The organism is Sideroxyarcus sp. TK5, assembly GCF_054601595.1.
Genome location: NZ_BAAHSJ010000005.1, coordinates 235,569 through 254,790, shown reverse-complemented (window position 1 = coordinate 254,790; position 19,222 = coordinate 235,569). Strand labels below are relative to the sequence as shown.

Below are 19,222 nucleotides of genomic sequence, written 5' to 3'. Positions count from 1 at the left end.
CATGCCGACCATCTGTGCTTCCGTAAATCTGCTCTTCTTCATGACTTCCTCTCTTCAAGGAAGCCATCCTCTCAAGTTTTACGTGGTCCGAAAAGTCTGGAGCAGGTCAGGCCTATTTGAGCGTAAGGCTCGATGGCAAAGCGGCCCGAAATCCTTATACGCTAAAATACTTACAGCGTGACCTGCTGGCATTTCATCGCTTTGTCCATTTGCGGGGCGCACATGTTGATTAACCCCGCGGGGTAGGGACGCTGCACGATAAAGCGGCAAATTATTTGGACTTGAAGCTCTGCGCCCACCCTAAGTTCTTTAGTGTTGCGGAGGTCGCTAATGCAAAGGTCTACATAATCTGCAACCCACCAAAGATAAGGGGTTGTTGACGAGGTGTCACTCACATGATTACCGCCGCGGTTCTATTAGCGCCTGTGCAGACTCACAGGATATCTATGCTGTTCAATTTGCGTCCGATGTGGGACGAGCATCAAACATGGGAACTGATCATTCCAGTCGCTTTGCCAATTCTTCCGCCTTTGGATGGTAGTACCGCATTAGCATCGCCGCTGTCTTGTGGCCGCTGATTTTCATCAGTTCATGCAATGAAAACTTATCAGCCAATCGGCTGCATGCTTCATGCCGTAAATCGTGAAAGCGAAGGTCACTTATGCCTGCTCTCTTGCAGGCTCCCTTCCAAACTTTGTTGAAGCTGTCGGCAGCTTGCCAGCGCCCAAACACTCGTTGCGTCGGCAGTATCGCAATATTGTTTACTTTTCCCGCTTGCTCAGCACGAAGTGCTTGCAGGGCGGTGGCGGCACGAGTAGATAGCGGTATGGTGCGGGATTCGTCGTTTTTCGTTTTTCGTAGCAAAGCAGTGCGCTTCTTTAAGTCAATTTCCATCCAAGTAAGTGAGAGCAATTCACCGAGCCTGGCTGCGCTCTCAATTGCTACGATGGCGATGACTTCTAGGTCCTTGCTTGATGCTAAACATTGAGCCAGTAGCTTTGATTCTTCCCCGTCCTCGAATTTTTCTTCATCAACTAAGCGACGCTCTCTTCCCTGGGGTTCCGAGGGGCGCGAAACCATCTTGCATGGATTGTTGGCTACAGGGATCCCCCATTCCTTTCCGGCCAACTCGATAATTCTGGAGAGCAGGTTAATTTCTTTCTTCACGGTGGAGGGGGATACTGTTTTAAGTCTGGCATCACGGTGTTGGGAAATCATCTTGGGCGTGATGCTAGCCAGAGAGTATTGGCCGAATGCGTCCTTTAGTTTAGTGAGGGCCGGCACGAAGTGCTTACCTCGTTTTGCCGGAAGCTCAACCTCACGATATTTATCTATCAACTCATTGATGGTGGTCCGCTCTGCAATCGAGCGGTCGAAGAACAGTCCGCGCTCGATTGCGATTTCGGTTTCCTTTGCCCAGCGATCAGCATCTGCGCGCGTGCTGAAAGTTCTAGATTGCGCAGGCTGGCCTTTTTTCCGGACTTGCGCTTCCCACTGAAGATCGCCACGCTTTCTGATTGATGCCATCATTTCTCCTTGATCGCTGTGGCAAAATTGTGGCAATAAGTGCATTAATTGTCAACAAACCCCTGTAATAATGACTTTACAAACCGCCTTGTAAGCGGTAGGTCGTCAGTTCGAATCCGACAAGCGGCACCAATAAAAAAGGCCTGCAGATCCTGCAGGCCTTTTGCATTTGCGGCTTGTATCAAGCCGTGCCGAACTTGGTGTCGACCATCACGCCGATCTGCTTCAGGAAGGGGGTGGGCAACGTACCGCCGGCACAAACGATCACGCCGTCATTCGGAATCTCTGCCTCCTCGTCTCCGAATTTGATGACTGCCGTGGTCGGGTTGATCTGCTTGACGCCGGACTTCAGGTAGATTTTCAGTTTGCCCGCATCGGACATGGCCTTCAGCTTGTCGCGGTTCTTCGGCTTGGCTCCGCCGAATGCCTTGCCGAAGTCCTCGCCGCGCGCAAGCAGTGATACCGTGGTGCCTTGCTCCTCCGCGACCGCCATGGCGGCCTCGACCGCGCTGTCGCCGCCGCCGACCACGATCACGTGCATGTTGCGATATTGCTCGGGATCAATCAGGCGATACACCACTTTTGGCAACTCTTCACCGGGCACACCGAGTTTGCGCGGCGTGCCGCGTCGGCCGATGGCCAGCAGCACGGTGCGCGTCTTGTATTCCCCCTTGCTGGTCTTGACCACGAATCCGTTGTCGACCGGGGTCACGTTCTCCATGCGTTCGTTGTAGCTGATATGGATGCCGGTCTTGGCGATGATGCCCTGCCACCATTCCAGCAGACGCTCCTTGCTGACTTCCTTGAATTGCATCTCGCCGACGACCGGCAGCTTGACGGGGGCGGTCATGGCGATCTTGTTGCGAGGATACTGGAAGATGGCACCGCCAAGCGAGACTTCCTGTTCCAGGATCAGGTAGTTCAGCTTGTGCTGGATGGCTCCCAGCGCAGCGCCAAGGCCGGCCGGGCCGGCACCGACGATGATCACGTCATGGTCGAAATTGTGTGTGCCTTTCAATTTTGCTATGGAGTCTATGGCCTGCGAGCCCTGACTGGCGGCCTTGCGGATCAGTCCCATGCCCCCCAGTTCGCCGGCGATGAAGATGCCCTTGACGTTGGTCTCGAAGGTCGGGTCGACCTGGGGGATGTCCATGCCGCGTTTCTCGGTGCCGAACACCAGCGTGATGGCATCGTGAGGACAGGCGGCGGCGCAGGCACCGTGGCCGATGCAATAGGTCGGGTTGATGAGCACCGCCTTGCCCTTGATCATTCCCAGTGCGCCTTCAGGGCAGGCTTTGATGCAACTGCCGGAGCCCAGGCACAAACGCGGGTCGATCACGGGGTGCAGGGAGGATGGCTCGGTCAAGCCCTGGGTGATCGCCTCCTTCATCTGCTCGACAGAACTGGCTTCCTTCTTTTTCCGGCTGCCCAGATAGAAGAACATGATGATGATCAGGGGGATCAGGTATACGGATAGGTCGATGAGGTCCATAGCTTGTCGTCTTTAATGGTTGTTGACTGAGGGGTGTGCCACTGGTCTGGATGACCCGGCCGCCTGTCGGACTATTTCAAACAGATGTCGAACTTTATTGTACAAAGCATTGTCGCAGGCACCGGCATTCTAGGGTTGTTGCGTTATTAAGACAAATTTATTAAGACAGGTTCGGTGATCGCAGTTAAAATTTCCGCGCTTAAGGGAAGCTTCTGGATTTGGAGACTATGAGAACAAAAAAACAATCAGAGCATCTGATGTGGATGATCTTCATCAGTATCGTCGGTGTCATCACCATCGCAGGTTATTTCATTGTTTATCCTCAGACTTATTACAAGCCTGGCGAAGAGCTGTTCGATTTCGGCTACAACCTGGGGCTGATCGGCGGCACGATGATGCTGTTGCTGCTGCTGTACCCATTGCGCAAACGATGGAAACCCATCGAGAACCTTGGGTTCCTGCCGACCTGGTTCAAATGGCACATGGTGCTCGGCATTTTGGGCCCGTTGTTCATCATCTTCCACTCCACTTACCACGTATACATCCCGTTCATCCATCCGACCGGATCGATCAATGCGGCGGTGGCGATGTACTGCATGCTGCTGGTGTCGGGCAGCGGCACCTTTGGCCGTTTCTTCTACACCAAGATCCATCATGGCCTCTACGGTCGGCAGGCGACGGTGAACGAGTTGCGTGCCGAGATGGAGCAGACCGGTGATATCAAGTCGATGTTCGGCTTCGCGCCGCATATCGAGCAGCAACTGCAGGCCTTCCACGATGAAGCGGAAAAGTATGCCAAGGAGACAGGATACGGATTCATCAGTTTTGCCAAGATGGGATTCCGGTCGGCAGTGCTGTCCCGCCGTCTGCCTGCCGAGCTGTACCAGGTGATGCATGCGCAGGGCGTCGAGAAACAATTCAATGCCGACCAGAGCAAGGGCATGGAGAAGCTGTTCGAGGAATACAAGGACAAGATCACCACCTACTTGCATGCAGTTCGCGATGCCGCCCAGTTCCACACTTACGAGCGCCTGTTCTCGTGGTGGCACATCTTCCATATCCCGCTGGTGTTCATGATGGTGTTCAGTGCCATCTATCACGTCTATGCGGTCCACGCTTACTGATTGAACAGAATCGACCATGCTGCTACGTACCTTAGTCCTTACCCTCTTCCTGTTCGCGCTGCCCATGCAGGCGAACGCCAACAAACTGTTGATGCCCGGCGATGTGATCAAGGGGCACGCCAAGGAAGAGGAGAAGTGCGAGCTTTGCCACAAGAAGTTCGACAAGAAGGCGCAGAACCGTCTCTGTATGGATTGCCACAAGGATGTGGGCAAGGATGTTGCCGAAAAGAAGGGGTACCACGGGCGCATCGACCTGGAGAAGGACTGCAAGGAGTGCCACGCAGAGCACAAGGGACGTGACTTCAAGGCGGCCGAGTTCGATCACGACAAGTTCGACCACAAGTTGACCGATTTCGAGCTGAAGGGTGGTCACCTGGTCAACCAGAAACAGGAAAAGGTCAAGTGCGAAAGCTGTCACAAGCCGGGTACCAAGTTTCGCGAAGCGCCGCAGCTTTGCTACACCTGTCACAAGAAAGATGACAAGCACAAGGGCGGCCTCGGGCAGGATTGTGCCAAGTGTCACGTGGACAAGGATTGGAAGACTACCAATTTCGATCACGGCAAGACCAAATTCAAGCTGGAAGGCAAGCATGTCGACGTAAAATGTCTGAAGTGCCACGTCGACCACAAATACAAAGACACGCCGATGGCCTGCGTCGCCTGCCACAAGAAGGACGATGATAAGGCGCACAAGGGCAAACTGGGCAAGAAGTGCGAGAGCTGCCATACGGCCAAGGACTGGAAGGACACCAAGTTCGACCACGACAAGACCGAGTTCAAGCTACTGGGCAAGCACCAAGAAGTGAAGTGCGACAAGTGCCACATCGACAAGAAATACAAGGGCACGCCGAAGAAGTGCAACGAGTGCCACAAGAAGGACGACGACAAGGCGCACAAGGGTAAATTCGGTCCCAAGTGCGAGACCTGTCACACCGAAAAAGAGTGGAAGGACATCAAGTTCGATCACGACAAAGAGACAAAATTCGATCTGCTCGGCAAGCACAAGAAGACCAAGTGTACGGACTGCCACAAGGGCGACCTGTACAAGGACAAGCTCAAGATGACTTGTGTCTCTTGTCACAAGAAGGACGACGACAAGGCGCACAAGGGTAACTTCGGTGTCAAATGCGAGACCTGCCATACCGCGAACGAATGGAAGGACATCAAGTTCGACCACGACAAGGAGACCAAATACCCCTTGCTCGGCAAGCATAAGAAAACGAAGTGTACCGATTGCCACAAGGGCGACTTATACAAGGACAAGCTGCAGAAAGATTGCATCAGCTGCCACCAGAAGGATGATGACAAGTCGCACAAAGGACAGGAAGGCAAGAAGTGTGAGACCTGCCACGTAGAGGACGACTGGAAGAAAACCGATAAGTTCAACCACAACCGCATGTCCACCTTCCCGTTACTGGGACGCCATGCGCTGGTCGCTTGCAAGAAGTGCCACGAAAAACCGACCTTCAAGGATGCCAAGTCCGACTGCTGGTCATGCCATGAGAAGGATGATGACAAGGTCCACCGCCGCAGGCTGGGAACCGAATGCCAGCTTTGCCACTCCACGCGTTCGTGGGAGGCATGGGACTTCGATCACAACAAGACCAACTTCAAACTGGACGGCCCGCACAAGAAGACCGCCAACAAGTGTTACGCCTGCCACAGCAAGCCGATGGGCAAGAAGGTGGTGACTTCCACGGCGTGCGGCAGCTGCCATGAGCGAGACGACGTGCACAACGGCAACTTCGGCGACCGTTGCGAGCGCTGCCATGAAGGCAACGACTGGAAAACGGTGAAGATGGGCGTGGTAGTGCCGCAGAAGAAATAGCAGGAAAAGTCAAGTTTGCTTTCGCCGTCAGTCGGGGCAAACTGAAAGAATAGTGAGTGAACTATCGAGGAGGTTGTCATGGAGAGAAGAACTGGATTTATCGGTGCGATGTTCGCCGCGCTGCTGGCGGTGACGTCGCTGCATGCGGGGGCTGCCCAGCAGATCGGGCGTGATTTCAATCACATGACGACCGGTTTCCCGCTTTCGGGCGGTCATGCTGCAGCGGCTTGCGAGTCATGCCATGTAGGCGGTGTGTTCAAGGGCACGCCGCGTGCCTGCGACGGCTGTCATGCCGTCGGCAGGCGAGTGGTTGCGACTCCCAAGAACGACAGGCACATCGTGACCGATGCGCCTTGCGAGTCGTGTCACTTCAATACCGCGACTTGGCTGGGGGTGCGTTACAACCACGGGTCGGCAGTCACAGGCCAGTGCAAGACTTGCCATAACGGACGGCAGGCAAGTGGCAAGGCTGGCAGTCACAGCACAGGCAATAAAGCAACAAAATCCTGCGATAGCTGCCATCGCACTTTTGCCTGGTTGCCCGCAAGCTGGAACCATGCAGGTGCGGCGGGTGTCTGCTCCACCTGCCACGTGAGCGGAGCGGATGTCAGTGCTGAGAATCGCAAGCCTGCTGGACATACTCCCGCAGCATTGAAAGGCCAGCTCGAGTGTGACTCTTGCCATAATTACACTGCTTGGTCTCCAAACCGCTATAAACACACCTCGGCTGCAGCGTGCTCGAGCTGCCACAATGGGACATTGGCGGTTGGCAAGAGTGCCGGCCACGTTGCGACGACGGATGAGTGTAACCAGTGCCATACGACCACCACGACATGGTCGGGGGCGTTGGGTGCCAAACCTTCCGATCACATTCCTTACAATGCAAGTGCGTCTTGTTCCAGTTGCCATGTGAATGGCTCTGTCCTGCGTGGCGCGTCAATGCATACACATGTCTCGACCTATACATGTGTGACGTGCCATTTGAAGGGAAATGCCTACACGCGCTGGGGGCAGGATACCAAGTCAATCGGTCATGAAGGCATGAAGTCCGGTGATGACTGCTCGAAATCCGGGTGTCATGCACCCGCCGGCAGCAAAGGTTCCGCCTACGTAAATTGGGATTAAAAGCCTTTGGTGGGGCAGGCAGGTTGCTTGCCCCGCCAAACGATTATCCATAAGTCCCGCCCTGAGAGGGGTAAAGACAAGAATTGTATTGAGGAGAAGAGGCATGAATAGCCCCAAACTGATGAGTGCGGCCAAGTGGATGCTTGGCATGGCGTGCTTGGCATTTGTTCCTGGTTTCGTTGTAGCGCAGCCACTTGATGATGTGACACTCGAATACCAGACCGACGGTATCGTTGCGACCATACGCACGACTGCGCCGGTTCGTTATGTGCGTCACTTTCCCGCGAACAATGGCAAGACGCTGGACATCTTTTTTGAGCGCGTGCCTGGCGTTGCAGTGGATGAGAAGTGGGTGGACAACGAGACCCGTAATTCCCCTCCTTCTGGATTGATTCCCTCCTTTCGGGTCACGACGCGGGATACGGCGACCAAGCCCAAGCTGGTCGTTGAATTTTCGCGCGAGGCGCAATTCAGCGTCTCAGCGGGAAAGGATCAGCGCAGCATCCTGATCACAATCCGCCCGGACCGCTCCGGAGGGGAAGTAGCATTGCCATTCCTGCCGGCAGTCAAAGCGCTGCGTGCCACCCCGGGCGATGCGAATCTGGCAGAGTACAACAAACAGGCGGCAGAGCTGATGGGGCAGGCGCGCGCTGCCTTGGCTGCAAAGAAAGACGAAGAGGCGGTTGGCGCTTTTAACAAACTGCTGATGTTGCCCCCCAACGATTACACTGAAGATGCACAGGAGTGGGTCGGTGTGGCACGTGAGCGTGCGGGCCAATATGACAAGGCAAAGACGGAGTATGACCTGTATCTGAACCTGTACCCGCAGGGCGAAGGTGTGCCGCGCGTGATGCAGCGACTGGCAGGTTTGTCGGGTACTGCAAGTGGCCCGGGCATCGTAGAAGCGACAGAGAAGAAGCGTGAGGCGCGCTGGACGGCCTTCGGTAGCATCTCAGGCCATTATTATTTCGGCTCCAGCAAGATCGATTCAACGACGACATTCAATGCGGCGACAGAGACGCAATCTCTGACGATGACTGATCAATCCATGCTGATCACGACAGAGGACGCAACCGCTCGCTACACGAGCGATGATCTGGACGGTCGCGTGGTGTTCCGTGGCAATAACACGCAGAATTTCCTGTCCAACAAGTCCAGCCAGAACCGCATCAGCTCTTTTTATGGCGAAGTCAAAGGCCGCAAACAGGATTATCTGTTGCGTGTCGGCCGTCAATCATCCAACGGTGCTGGGGTGCTGGGCCGTTTCGATGGTTTGTCCGGTTCGTATGGCGATGCGGCAGATATGCGGGTGAATGGTGTGGTCGGAAGACTGGCCGACTATAGTGACAGCACTTCGCCTTCTTTCTTCGGGGCCAGTGTCGATAGCGGTGCATTCACGGCGTATGGTATCAATCAGACGGTGGACGGTGTGCTGGATCGCCGTGCAGTCGGTGGCGAATGGCGCTATTACGAGGATAAGGATTCCCTCTTTGCGCTGATCGATTACGACGTTAATTTCAAGGCATTGAATGCGGCCCAAGTGGTAGGCACCATGAATGCGTTCGATGCCTCATGGAATTTCATGCTGGATCATCGCAAGACACCTTCGTTGAGCATACGCAATGCCTTGTATGGTGCCACCACCTCATCTATCAGCGTGCTTGAGCAGGCTTTGTCGGCCAGTGCGTTGCGCGACCTTGCACTGCAGCGAACCGCTACCAGCAACATGGGGCAGGTCGGTATCACCAAGCCTTTGAGTGAGAAATGGCAAGTCGGCGGTGATGTGCGCCTGACCAATACTACGAGTACGGCTGCAAGCGGTGTGCTGGACAGTGTCCAGGGGTATCTGGCGGCGAATCCAAGCCGCGGGACGGAGAAGAGTGTGACGGGACAGCTGATCGGTACCGGCTTGTACAAGGCTGGCGATATCTGGTCGTTCAGCGCAACCTTGAACACCAGCAGCACCGTTAAAGGGAATTCCTTCTTTGTGTACAACCACATGGATATGCAATACGGCTGGGGTTTGGACAGCTCCGTTCAGTTTTACAAGCAGACCGACCAGTTCAATGCTGTGACGACCCGTTTCTCCCCGACGGTGCGTGGTTCTTATCGCCTGAAGGAGCAGCTCACTTTCGATGCTGACCTGGGATTTGAAAGCACCAAGAGCGAGGGTACTCAAGTGACGACCAAGATCATGCGCATCTTCGGCTCGGCTGGTTTGCGCTGGGACTTCTAGAGCCGGTAGAGATCTTGTTAGAAGGCTGCCGGAGCGATCCGGCAGCCTTTTTTATAGTGATCATAACGACAGGAGCTGCCGCGCTCTGGTAAATTGCGTGCTCGTCTGGTCAGGGGGACTTTAATGAAAATCCATGAATATCAGGGCAAAGAGATCTTGCGCGAATTCGGCGTGCCCACCCCGCGTGGCGCGGCGTGTTTCAACGTCGACGATGCCGTTGCAGCCGCGCAGCGACTGGGCGGCAAGGTCTGGGTGGTGAAGGCGCAGATCCACGCGGGCGGTCGCGGCAAGGGCGGTGGCGTCAAGGTGGCGAAGTCGCTCGACGAGGTGAAGAGCTACGCTCAACAAATTCTCGGCATGCAACTGGTGACGCACCAGACCGGGCCCGAGGGCCAGAAGGTGCGCCGCCTGCTGGTCGAAGAGGGCGCGGCCATCGTCAAGGAATTCTACGTAGGCATGGTGGTGGATCGCGGCGCGCAGCGCGTGGCACTGCTGGCCTCCAGCGAAGGCGGCATGGAGATCGAAGAGGTGGCGAAGCACTCGCCGGAGAAGATCCGTACCGTGCGCATCGACCCCGTCGTAGGGCTGGATGCCAAGGAAACTGCCCAAGTCGCGCGCGCCATCGGCATCCCCGATGTGGCGAATGCCGAGGCGGTGCAGGTATTGCAAGGGCTGTATCGCGCCTTCGTCGAAAAGGATGCGATGCTGGCAGAGATCAACCCGCTGATCCTGACCGCAGACAATCACGTCATTGCATTGGACGCCAAGTTCAATTTCGATTCGAACGCGCTGTACCGTCATCCCGAGATCGTCGCCATGCGCGACCTGGACGAGGAAGATCCGGCGGAGATCGAGGCGTCGAAGTTCGATCTCTCCTATATCTCGCTCGATGGCGACATCGGCTGTCTGGTGAACGGTGCGGGTCTGGCGATGGCGACCATGGACATCATCAAACTCTACGGCGGCAGACCGGCCAACTTCCTCGATGTGGGCGGCGGTGCCTCGAAAGAAAAGGTCACGGAAGCATTCAAGCTGATGCTGAAGAATCCGCACTTGAAGGCGATCCTGGTGAACATCTTCGGCGGCATCATGAAGTGCGATGTGATCGCAGAGGGCGTGGTGGCGGCAGCGCGCGAGGTGCATCTTGCCGTGCCGCTGGTGGTGCGACTGGAAGGTACCAACGTCGATCTGGGCAAGAAGATACTGGCCGACTCTGGCCTGCCCATCATCTCCGGCAACGACATGGCGGACGCGGCGCAAAAGGTCGTCGCGGCGGCGAAAGGTTAATCATGTCCATACTCATCAATAAAGACACCAAAGTCATCACCCAGGGCATGACCGGCAAGGTCGGCCAGTTCCACACCCAGCAATGCAAGGCCTACGCGAACGGGGCGAACTGTTTTGTGGCAGGCGTGAATCCCAAGAAGGCGGGTGAGGATTTCGAGGGCATCCCGGTGTACGCCTCAGTGCGCGATGCGAAAGCGGCGACCGGTGCAACGGTGTCGGTGATCTACGTCCCGCCTGCAGGTGCGGCGGCGGCCATCGACGAGGCGGTCGAGGCAGATCTCGATCTGGTCATCTGTATCACCGAGGGCATCCCGGTGCACGACATGATCAGGACGCGCTACAGGATGCAGGGCAAGAAGACCATCCTGATCGGCCCCAATTGCCCCGGCCTGATCACGCCGGACGAGATCAAGATCGGCATCATGCCGGGCCACATCCACAAGAAGGGCCGCATCGGTGTGGTGTCGCGCTCCGGCACGCTGACATATGAGGCCGTGGGCCAGCTCACTGCGCTGGGCTACGGCCAGTCGTCCTGCGTCGGCATCGGCGGCGACCCGATCAACGGCCTCAAGCACATCGACGTGATGCGCATGTTCAACGACGATCCGGAGACCGATGCGGTGATCATGGTGGGCGAGATCGGCGGCAGCGACGAGGAAGCCTGTGCGCGCTGGATCAAGCAGAACATGAAGAAACCGGTGGTCGGTTTCATCGCCGGCATCACCGCGCCGCCCGGCAAGCGTATGGGACATGCCGGGGCAATCATCTCCGGCGGCGAGGGCGGTGCCGACCAGAAGCTGGCGGTGATGGAAGAATGCGGCATCCACATCACGCGCAACCCGGCAGAGATGGGGCGCACGATGCAGAAGGTTTTGAAGGGTTAATCGATGCTGGAAATGTTGCAAACCCCCCAGTTCTGGGTGGACGTGTTCAAGATCATCATGATCGACCTGTTGCTGTCGGGCGACAATGCGGTGGTCATCGCGCTGGCCTGCCGCAATCTGCCGGAGGCGCAGCGCAAGAAAGGCATCCTGTACGGGGTGGGCGGGGCGATCGGCCTGCGCATCTTGCTGACCTTTTTCGCGGTCGGTCTACTAGCGCTGCCTTATCTGAAACTGGTCGGCGCGCTGCTGTTGTTGTGGATCGGCATCAAGCTGATCCTGCCGGAAGACGAGGCGCATGGCGAGGGCAGCATCAAGGCCGAGGCTCATCTGTGGGGCGCGGTGAAGACCATCATCGTCGCCGATTTTGTGATGAGTCTCGACAATGTACTGGGCGTGGCGGCGGTAGCTAAGGATAACGTCTGGTTACTGGTGTTCGGTCTGTTGGTCAGCATCCCGATGATCGCCTGGAGCAGTCAGTTGGTGCTCAAGCTGATCGATCGTTATCCGGTCATCATCTACGCAGGTGGAGCCTTGCTCGGCTATGTGGCGGGCGAGATGCTGCTGGGCGAGGCCTTGTTGAAGCCGTTGGTAGAGGCGCACCATGTCTTGCATTGGATTGTGCCTGCCGTATGTGCGCTGCTGGTGTTGGGTACAGGCAGGTGGCTGGCGGCACGCAAGGCGGCGGTGGCCACTGTGCGCGACCTGGCCGATGGTGAAGTGCCGGCAAGAGGGATGACGCGGAAGGGAGAAGCATGATGAAGATTCTGGTTCCGGTGGATGGCTCCGAGCATTCCTTGCACGCCGTGCGGCATGCGTTGGTGCTGCACGATTCTCTGAAGGCTGTGCCGGAGTTGGTGTTGCTCAATGTCCAGCGCAGTGTGGCGCAGGGTAACGTCAAACTGCTGATCGATGCGCAGACCATAGACGACTACCAGCGAGAGCAGGGCATGGCCGCGCTGGAGACGGCGCGTCACGTGCTGGACCAACGCGGGATCGCCTATCAGTATCACCTGAGTGTCGGCCATCCGGCTGAAGCGATCGCGCAGTATGCGGCCAAGCACGGGGTGTCGCACATCGTCATCGGCGCACACGGCGAGGGAGGATTGGGGAAACGATTGCTAGGCTCGATCGTGGCCCAAGTGTTGGAAACCACCGCGCTCCCGGTGACGGTCGTGCGCTGAGGCAAAGCGCTGATAAATCAATCAGGTATGGATTGACATTCAAATTTGTTTTAGTATCTGCCCGGCAGTTCATAAAAAATTGAATAAAAGCTCAGGGCGAACATGAGAAAAACCGCGTTTTGGAAGACCGACTGGTTCACTGCGTCAGTGGTGGTGGTGGTCTTTCTGTTCAGTGCCAGCACCGATCTGATCCAGAGTCTGGAGCGCAAGGCCTATGACTGGGGTGTGGTGGCTTCAACACGTCAGCCGAGTGACAAGGTCGCCGTCATCGCGATCGATGATGCGAGCATCGCCAACCTCGGGCGTTGGCCGTGGCCGCGCGAGATACAGGCCAAGCTGCTGGATGTGCTGGCGGAAGGCAAACCCAAAGTGATCGGGCACACCGCGCTGTTCTTCGAGCCCCAGGTCGACGCGGGGCTGGATTACATCCTGAACATCGCAGCCGTACTCGAGCAGACCAAGCTTGCCGAGACGAACCCGGAACAGTGGCTTGAACTGCAAGGTTTGATGCAGGAAGCTTTGCTGCACCTGGACAACGACCAGAAGCTGGCCGAGAGCATGGGGCAGATCCACAACGTGCTGCTGGGCATGTATTTCGAGTTGGGCGAGCCGCAAGGCAACCCCGATGCGCCGTTGCCGGATTATGTCCTGAAGAACAATCTGATGAATGTGCAGGGTGGTGCGGAGGGTGCTTTCCCTATCCCGTCATTCAATGCATTGGTACCTATCCCGGTGTTGGGCCAGCAGGCATTGGCATTGGGGCATTTGAATGCCACTCCCGATGTGGACGGTGCGATCCGCACTGAACCACTGGTGCTGAGTCACTATGACCAGTTCTACCCTTCCTTGTCGCTGGTGTTGGCAGCCAAAAGTCTGAATCTCGGTGTGCAGGATATCCAGGTCACACTGGGAGAAGGGGTGCGGGTGGGCAACCTAAAGATCGCGACTGATCCGGCACTGCGCATGAACACCTATTTCTACGCCGATCAGGTGGGGCGTCCGGCGTTCCAGGTGGATTCATTCTATGACGTACTGACCGGCAAGATCCCCGCCGAAAAATACCGCGACAAGATCGTGCTGATCGGTGCTACCGCTGCGGGGGTGGGCTCATCGCAGGTTACGCCGGTGTCGGCAGTGACGCCGCCGGTAGTGACCTTGGCGCATTCGGTCTCCAGTATCCTGAAGCAGGACTTCTTCGTTGCACCGACATGGGGTTTGTGGGCAGAGATCGGTGCGTTCTCCGTGATCGCCATCTATCTGATCGTCTTGTTGCCGCGCCTGGGTGCGGGATTGGGGGCGGCGATCACTGCTGTGTTGTTCCTGACCTTGCTGGGGGTGCACTTCGCCTTGATGACGACGCAGGCGATGTGGCTGCAGCTGATGCTGCCCGCAGTCTTGCTGTTGGTTGGCCACTTGCTGTTGACGACCAAGCGCTTCCTGGTGACCGAGAAGGGCAAGGAAAAGTCGGACGCCGATTCTGCCGAGAGCAACCGCATGCTGGGGCTGGCTTTCCAGGGGCAGGGTCAACTGGATATGGCGTTCGACAAGTTCCGCAAGGTGCCGCTGGACGATAGCCTGATGGATGTGCTGTACAACCTGGGTCTGGATTTCGAGCGCAAGCGTCAGTTCAACAAGGCAGAGGCCGTGTTCAAGTATATGTCCGGACACGATCCCAAGTTCCGCGATCTGGAGCAGCGCATGAATCAGGCCAAGACGATGTCTGAGACCATCATCCTGGGCGGCAGTTCGGGGCGCAGCAACGACAGTACGATGAAACTCGATCAGGCAGGTATCGCCAAGCCCATGCTGGGGCGATACCAGATCGAGAAGGAGCTGGGCAAAGGCGCGATGGGCGTGGTGTATCTGGGCAAGGACCCAAAGATCAGCCGCATCGTTGCGATCAAGACCATGGCGCTGGCGCAGGAGTTCGAGCCGGATGAGCTGGAAGATGTGAAGGCTCGTTTCTTCCGCGAGGCCGAGACGGCAGGCCGCCTGAACCATCCGAATATCGTCACCATGTATGACGCGGGCGAGGAACACGACCTGGCCTATATCGCGATGGAATTCCTCAAGGGCAAGGATCTGGTGTCATATACCAAGCCGGACGCGCTGCTGCCATTGTCCCAAGTCCTCTCGATCACGGCTCGCGTGGCGGATGCACTGGGCTATGCGCATAGTCTGAATGTGGTGCACCGCGATATCAAACCTGCCAACATCATGTATGACACGGAGAGCGATACGGTGAAGGTGACTGACTTCGGTATCGCGCGCATCACCGACTCTTCCAAGACCAAGACAGGCATGGTGTTGGGCACACCGTCGTATATGTCACCGGAACAGTTGTCGGGTGCCAAGATCGAGGGGCATTCCGACCTGTTCTCGCTGGGCGTGAGTCTGTATCAATTGGCCTGTGGTAAGCTGCCGTTCGAAGGGGATTCCATGGCGCAACTGATGTTCAGGATCGCCAATGAGCCGCCCAAGGATATCCTGAGTATCAAGCCGGACATCCCGCCATGTGTGGTCGCCATCATCAACAAGGCATTGGCGAAGAAGGTCGAAGAACGTTTCGAGAACGGTGCCGCGATGGCAGAAGCCATCCGCCAGTGTGCATCCTCGTTGAAGTGATCGGCAGGGGGAACGAGTGAACCTTAACCAAGCGTTGGAAATCGTCGGGCAAACCAACCCCGGCATGGTGCGTTCCCATAACGAGGACAGCATCACCTTCGATGCAGAATATGGTCTGGCTGTACTGGCCGATGGCATGGGTGGCTATAACGCCGGCGAGGTCGCCAGCGGGATCGCGGTCTCAGTGTTGGCGAGCGAGATACGCCACCGTCTGGAGACGGTCAGCCCCGAGCAGAAAGAGTCCGGCAGCGATGAAGAGGTCGGTGTGGCGCTGTTGCGGGACAATGTGAAGAAGGCGAACCTGTCCATCTTCAATGCGGCCCAGAGCCAGCCGCAATATGCCGGCATGGGAACCACCATCGTCGCCGGATTGTTCTACGATGATCGGGTCGCCGTGGCACATGTCGGGGACTCGCGCATGTACCGTCTGCGCGGCGAGGCATTCGAGACGATCACGCGCGACCATTCATTGCTGCAGGAACAGATAGACAGCGGTGTCATCAGCAAGGAATTGGCGCGGCTCTCGCAGAACAAGAATCTTGTGACCCGTGCGGTCGGTATCGACGCGGAGGTCGTGCCAGAAGTCCATGTATATGACGTCGAGGTGGGGGATATCTATCTTTTCTGCTCCGATGGTCTGAATGACATGGTGGAGGATGAAGATATCGGTGCGACGTTACAGATGCTGCAGGGGAATCTGCCATTGGCTGCCAATCAGTTGATCGAGCAGGCCAATGACAATGGGGGGCGTGACAATGTGTCGGTCATCCTGGTCAAGATCAAGGGCGGCTACGCGGTGCCGCGAGGCTTGTGGGCGAAGTTGGTATCCTGGTTCAGGAATTGAATAAAAGCTAATACGGGGAAATAAAATGCCGGCAAAATTGATACTCAGCATGGACGGTTCGGTGATCAAGGATTATCCGCTGACCAAGGAGCGGACCACCATCGGGCGCAAACCGCACAACGATATCGTCATCGACAATCTGGCTGTCAGCAGCGAGCATGCTGCGGTTATCACCATCCTCAACGACTCGTTCTTCGAAGATCTGAACAGCACCAACGGATCGATGGTCAACGGCGCGCCGACGCAAAAGCACTTCCTGCAGAACAACGATGTGATCGAGATCGGCAAGTACAAGCTCAAGTACCTGAACGACCAGCCCACCCAGACCTCGGCTGCGGACTTCGAGAAGACCATGGTGTTGCGCGCCCCCGTCAAACCGTCGGCCGCATCGGTGGTGCCGGTGGCCGAGTCGGGAGCAAAGTTCGAGTCGACCACGCAATACAATGCGACAGCTCCCAAGCCGACGTCTGCCGCCGCTCCGGCAACTGCGCCGACCCCGACACCTGTTGCGGTGATCCAGATCCTGAACGGTCCGAATCTGGGCAAAGAACTGGAACTCAGCAAGAACCTGACCACGCTGGGCAAGCCAGGCGTGCAGGTGGCAGTCCTGGCACGCCGACCGCATGGCTACTTCATCACGCACGTCGAGGGGGGCAGCTTCCCGCTGGTGAATGGTTCTTCCATCGGAGAGCAGCCGCATCAGTTGAACGACCATGATGTGATCGAGCTGGCTGGTATCAAGATGGAGTTCTACCTCAAGAACTGACAGGGGCTGATATGACCTTGTCGCCCGAATCTTTCATCATCGCCTGCCCTGAGAGCGAAACATGAAGAAGCATGCCCTGCTGATCGTATTGGGCATGCTGGCGGTGTTGCTGTTCCTTGGCGATGCAGCAGGTATCTATCGTCTGGGCTTCGTCCGCTATGGCGATGCGCAACTGTATGATTACCGTCTGCGCCTTTCATTGCCCAATCAGGGCGATGACCGCATCGTGATCCTCGATATCGATGAGAAGAGCCTGAAGCAGGAAGGCCGCTGGCCCTGGGGCCGGGACAAGATGGCAGGACTGGTCGATGCGCTTTTCGACAGATACGGGGTGGCGACCGTCGGCTTCGACGTGGTGTTCGCCGAGCCGGACAACAGTTCCGGCCTGAACGTCCTGCAAGCCCTGGGCGAAAAACAATTTCGCGATGTCGAGCAATTCCATTCCGTTCTGAACCAGATCCGGCCTGCACTGCAATACGATGCCCTGTTCGCGGAAAGACTGAAAGGGCGCAAGGTGGTCTTGGGCTACTACTTCAGCAATAGCGAGAACGGGGAGCCTGCGAGCAGATCGGGTGGTCTGCCCGCACCCGTATTCCCGGCAGAGATTTTTCGTGGGCGCGCAGTGGGGTTGAGCGTTTGGGATGGCTATGGAGCCAATCTGCAAACGTTGCAGTCCAGTGCCGCTTCGGCGGGGCACTTCAATCCCCTGGTGGATTTCGACGGCGTGGTGCGGCGCATCCCCATGCTGGTCGAGCACGAAGGTCAAATCTACGAATCCCTTTCCCTTGCGGTCGTGCGTAGCGTGCTGGATATGCCCAGGCTGGTGCCAGGTTTCGCGGGCGAACAGGCGCAGGGCTATGGCGGTCTGGAATGGCTGACGGTGGAGTCGGCCCAAGGCGGTTTGACCATACCGGTCGATGCCGAGGTCAGTGCTTTGATCCCCTACAGCGGCAAGCGCAACACGTTCCGGTACATCTCCGCGACCGATGTATTGCACGGCAAGGCCGAGCAGAGTGCATTGCAGAACAAGATCGTCCTTGTGGGAACGTCCGCCCCGGGCCTGATGGATATGCGCAGTACACCGGTCGGAGAGGTCTATCCCGGTGTGGAGGTGCACGCGAACATGATCAGCGGCATCCTCAATCAGGAAATCAAACAGCATCCGCCCTACATGCTTGGGGCCAATGTGGTCTTGATGCTGCTCATCGGTATCAGTCTGGGCGTCCTGTTGCCGCTGTTGAGTCCGATACGCGGCATGCTGCTGTCATTACTGTTCCTGTCGGGCGATGTCGCGCTGAACCTTGCGCTCTGGAACTATGCCGATCTCGCCATGCCGATGGCGGGCGGGATACTGGTCATCCTGACACTGTTCGCGTTGAACATGAGCTTTGGCTATTTCGTGGAATCGCGCGCGAAGCGCCAGATCACCGGCTTGTTCGGCCAGTATGTGCCAGGGGAGTTGGTCGACGAGATGGCCAAGCGCCCGGAAAGCGTGTCGATGGAGGGCGATAGCCGGGAAATGACCATCCTGTTCTCCGATGTGCGCAGTTTCACCACCATTTCTGAGGGGCTGGATCCGAAGGAGCTCTCGCAACTGATGAACGAGTTCCTCACCCCGCTGTCGCGCGTCATTTACAAGCAGCGCGGCACGATTGATAAATACATGGGCGACTGTATCATGGCATTCTGGGGTGCGCCCTTGCCTGATCAGGATCATGCGCAACACGCGGTATTGGCCAGCATGGAGATGCAGCGCGCACTGGACGAGTTGCAGCCGCATTTCAAATCCCGGGGTTGGCCAGAGATACATATCGGTGTCGGTGTCAATACCGGGCGGGTGAGCGTCGGCAACATGGGATCGGAAGTGCGCGTGGCCTATACAGTGATGGGAGATGCTGTGAACCTCGCTTCACGACTCGAAGGGATCACCAAGGAATACGGGGTCGTGATGCTGGTGGGTGAGGCGACCAAACAGGCGACGCCGCAGATCGTCTACCGCGAGGTGGATATGGTGCGGGTCAAGGGCAAGGAACAGCCCGTGGCGATCTTTGAGCCTCATGGCCTGGCCGGAGAGGTCGCCAAAGAGAAGCTCGACGAGATCAAGCTGTTCCACCAGGCATTGCGCACCTACCGCAAACAGGATTGGGACAAGGCCGATCTGGAGTTCTTGAGCCTGCAGAACATGTCACCGGATTGCAAGCTGTACCGCGTCTACGCAGAGCGTGTAACGTACTACCGCAACAATCCCCCCGGAGAGGGCTGGGACGGCGTGTTCACTTTCAAAACGAAATGAGCTGACGAAC

General features: G+C 57.0%; 14 protein-coding genes. 12 read left to right on the top strand and 2 right to left on the bottom strand.

The genetic code is table 11. The annotated features are described in order from the left end of the window. Positions 1–498: 498 nt before the first annotated feature. Together ACYPYQ_RS10685 and ACYPYQ_RS10680 are read right to left on the bottom strand one after the other, a co-directional pair. Positions 499–1,527: a site-specific integrase gene (locus ACYPYQ_RS10685; RefSeq protein WP_459723817.1), complete on the bottom strand. Its 1,029-nt coding sequence runs from the start codon at positions 1,525–1,527 to the stop codon at positions 499–501. A 181-nt stretch (positions 1,528–1,708) separates the two neighbouring features. After that, positions 1,709–3,019 carry an NAD(P)-binding domain-containing protein gene (locus ACYPYQ_RS10680; RefSeq protein ID WP_459723816.1) on the bottom strand — a complete coding sequence of 437 codons (1,311 nt, stop codon included), beginning with the start codon at positions 3,017–3,019 and terminating at the stop codon, positions 1,709–1,711. Positions 3,020–3,246: 227 nt separating this feature from the next. On the opposite strand from ACYPYQ_RS10680, the gene ACYPYQ_RS10675 reads away from it, so the two are divergent. The 12 genes from ACYPYQ_RS10675 (at position 3,247) to ACYPYQ_RS10620 (ending at position 19,212) form a co-directional block, all read left to right on the top strand. Next, entirely contained in the window at positions 3,247–4,143 is an 897-nt protein-coding gene (locus tag ACYPYQ_RS10675; RefSeq protein WP_459723815.1) for a hypothetical protein, read from the top strand. 16 nt (positions 4,144–4,159) lie between these two features. Next, positions 4,160–5,971, top strand: a complete 1,812-nt coding sequence (locus tag ACYPYQ_RS10670) for a cytochrome C (protein WP_459723814.1) — start codon at positions 4,160–4,162, stop codon at positions 5,969–5,971. Between the two features lie 78 nt (positions 5,972–6,049). Beyond that, positions 6,050–7,096, top strand: coding sequence for a hypothetical protein (locus ACYPYQ_RS10665; protein ID WP_459723813.1), 1,047 nt, complete (start codon positions 6,050–6,052; stop codon positions 7,094–7,096). A 103-nt stretch (positions 7,097–7,199) separates the two neighbouring features. Beyond that, on the top strand, positions 7,200–9,332 hold the full coding sequence (locus ACYPYQ_RS10660) for a tetratricopeptide repeat protein (RefSeq protein WP_459723812.1): 2,133 nt from the start codon (positions 7,200–7,202) through the stop codon (positions 9,330–9,332). Positions 9,333–9,455: 123 nt separating this feature from the next. Continuing rightward, entirely contained in the window at positions 9,456–10,619 is a 1,164-nt protein-coding gene (sucC, locus tag ACYPYQ_RS10655; protein ID WP_459723811.1) for an ADP-forming succinate--CoA ligase subunit beta, read from the top strand. A 2-nt stretch (positions 10,620–10,621) separates the two neighbouring features. After that, entirely contained in the window at positions 10,622–11,503 is an 882-nt protein-coding gene (gene sucD, locus ACYPYQ_RS10650) for a succinate--CoA ligase subunit alpha (RefSeq protein ID WP_459723810.1), read from the top strand. 3 nt (positions 11,504–11,506) lie between these two features. Next, a complete protein-coding gene (locus ACYPYQ_RS10645) occupies positions 11,507–12,259 on the top strand; it encodes a TerC family protein (protein ID WP_459723809.1) in 753 nt (250 codons plus the stop codon). Then, entirely contained in the window at positions 12,256–12,684 is a 429-nt protein-coding gene (locus tag ACYPYQ_RS10640) for a universal stress protein (protein ID WP_459723808.1), read from the top strand. Before ACYPYQ_RS10645 ends, ACYPYQ_RS10640 begins: the two co-directional genes overlap by 4 nt. Positions 12,685–12,786: 102 nt before the next feature. After that, entirely contained in the window at positions 12,787–15,309 is a 2,523-nt protein-coding gene (locus ACYPYQ_RS10635; protein ID WP_459723807.1) for a CHASE2 domain-containing serine/threonine-protein kinase, read from the top strand. A gap of 16 nt (positions 15,310–15,325) precedes the next feature. After that, a complete protein-coding gene (locus tag ACYPYQ_RS10630; protein WP_459723806.1) occupies positions 15,326–16,153 on the top strand; it encodes a Stp1/IreP family PP2C-type Ser/Thr phosphatase in 828 nt (275 codons plus the stop codon). Between the two features lie 25 nt (positions 16,154–16,178). After that, positions 16,179–16,919, top strand: a complete 741-nt coding sequence (locus tag ACYPYQ_RS10625) for an FHA domain-containing protein (protein WP_459723805.1) — start codon at positions 16,179–16,181, stop codon at positions 16,917–16,919. Positions 16,920–16,980: 61 nt separating this feature from the next. Beyond that, positions 16,981–19,212: a CHASE2 domain-containing protein gene (locus tag ACYPYQ_RS10620; protein ID WP_459723804.1), complete on the top strand. Its 2,232-nt coding sequence runs from the start codon at positions 16,981–16,983 to the stop codon at positions 19,210–19,212. Positions 19,213–19,222: the final 10 nt, after the last annotated feature.

What these genes read in the sequence shown, in the direction of transcription:
- ACYPYQ_RS10685 (WP_459723817.1), bottom strand. Translation starts at nt 1,527, where the DNA reads ATGGCATCAATCAGAAAGCGTGGCGATCTTCAGTGGGAAGCGCAAGTC.
- sucD (WP_459723810.1), top strand. Translation starts at nt 10,622, where the DNA reads ATGTCCATACTCATCAATAAAGACACCAAAGTCATCACCCAGGGCATG.
- ACYPYQ_RS10665 (WP_459723813.1), top strand. Translation starts at nt 6,050, where the DNA reads ATGGAGAGAAGAACTGGATTTATCGGTGCGATGTTCGCCGCGCTGCTG.
- ACYPYQ_RS10645 (WP_459723809.1), top strand. Translation starts at nt 11,507, where the DNA reads ATGCTGGAAATGTTGCAAACCCCCCAGTTCTGGGTGGACGTGTTCAAG.
- ACYPYQ_RS10635 (WP_459723807.1), top strand. Translation starts at nt 12,787, where the DNA reads ATGAGAAAAACCGCGTTTTGGAAGACCGACTGGTTCACTGCGTCAGTG.
- ACYPYQ_RS10660 (WP_459723812.1), top strand. Translation starts at nt 7,200, where the DNA reads ATGAATAGCCCCAAACTGATGAGTGCGGCCAAGTGGATGCTTGGCATG.
- ACYPYQ_RS10620 (WP_459723804.1), top strand. Translation starts at nt 16,981, where the DNA reads ATGAAGAAGCATGCCCTGCTGATCGTATTGGGCATGCTGGCGGTGTTG.
- ACYPYQ_RS10640 (WP_459723808.1), top strand. Translation starts at nt 12,256, where the DNA reads ATGATGAAGATTCTGGTTCCGGTGGATGGCTCCGAGCATTCCTTGCAC.
- sucC (WP_459723811.1), top strand. Translation starts at nt 9,456, where the DNA reads ATGAAAATCCATGAATATCAGGGCAAAGAGATCTTGCGCGAATTCGGC.
- ACYPYQ_RS10675 (WP_459723815.1), top strand. Translation starts at nt 3,247, where the DNA reads ATGAGAACAAAAAAACAATCAGAGCATCTGATGTGGATGATCTTCATC.
- ACYPYQ_RS10670 (WP_459723814.1), top strand. Translation starts at nt 4,160, where the DNA reads ATGCTGCTACGTACCTTAGTCCTTACCCTCTTCCTGTTCGCGCTGCCC.
- ACYPYQ_RS10625 (WP_459723805.1), top strand. Translation starts at nt 16,179, where the DNA reads ATGCCGGCAAAATTGATACTCAGCATGGACGGTTCGGTGATCAAGGAT.
- ACYPYQ_RS10680 (WP_459723816.1), bottom strand. Translation starts at nt 3,019, where the DNA reads ATGGACCTCATCGACCTATCCGTATACCTGATCCCCCTGATCATCATC.